Below are 751 nucleotides of genomic sequence, written 5' to 3' on the forward strand. Positions count from 1 at the left end.
CGAAGGCGACTGGACGATGCGCGCCTACCGCGAGCACGCGGTCGAGACGATCCGCAAACAGGTCGGCAAGGGCAAGGTGATCTGCGCGCTGTCGGGCGGCGTCGATTCCTCGGTCGCGGCCTTGCTGATCCATGAGGCGGTCGGCGACCAGCTCACCTGCATCCTTGTCGACCACGGTCTGATGCGCAAGGACGAGGCATCAGGCGTGGTGGAGATGTTTCGCCAGCATTACAATCTGCCGCTGATCCTGGTCGACGCTTCGGACCGTTTCATCGGCGCGCTCGAGGGCGAGTCGGACCCCGAGAAGAAGCGCAAGACCATCGGGCGGCTGTTCATCGAAGTGTTCGAGGAGGAGGCCGAGAAGCTCGGCGGCGCCGATTTCCTGGCACAAGGCACCCTCTATCCCGACGTCATCGAAAGCGTCTCTTTCAGCGGCGGCCCGTCGGTGACCATCAAGTCGCATCACAATGTCGGCGGCTTGCCCGAACGCATGAACATGCAGCTGGTCGAGCCGCTGCGCGAATTGTTCAAGGACGAGGTGAGGGCGCTCGGCAAGGAGCTCGGCCTGCCCGACAGCTTCATTGGCCGGCATCCGTTCCCCGGTCCCGGTCTCGCCATCCGCTGTCCGGGCGGCATCACCCGCGAAAAGCTGGAGATCCTGCGCGAGGCCGACGCCATCTATCTCGACGAGATCCGCAAGGCCGGCCTCTACGACGCCATCTGGCAGGCCTTCGCCGTGCTGCTGCCGGTG

Annotated in this window: 1 protein-coding gene; it reads left to right on the top strand. The window is 64.8% G+C overall.

All coding sequences use genetic code 11. From position 1 onward, the window contains the following. On the top strand, positions 1-751 hold a 751-nt coding region (gene guaA, locus NKJ73_RS34095; protein WP_352572778.1), incomplete at both ends, for a glutamine-hydrolyzing GMP synthase.

Source organism: Mesorhizobium sp. M0074 (assembly GCF_040322975.1).
In the GTDB taxonomy this organism is placed as follows: domain Bacteria; phylum Pseudomonadota; class Alphaproteobacteria; order Rhizobiales; family Rhizobiaceae; genus Mesorhizobium.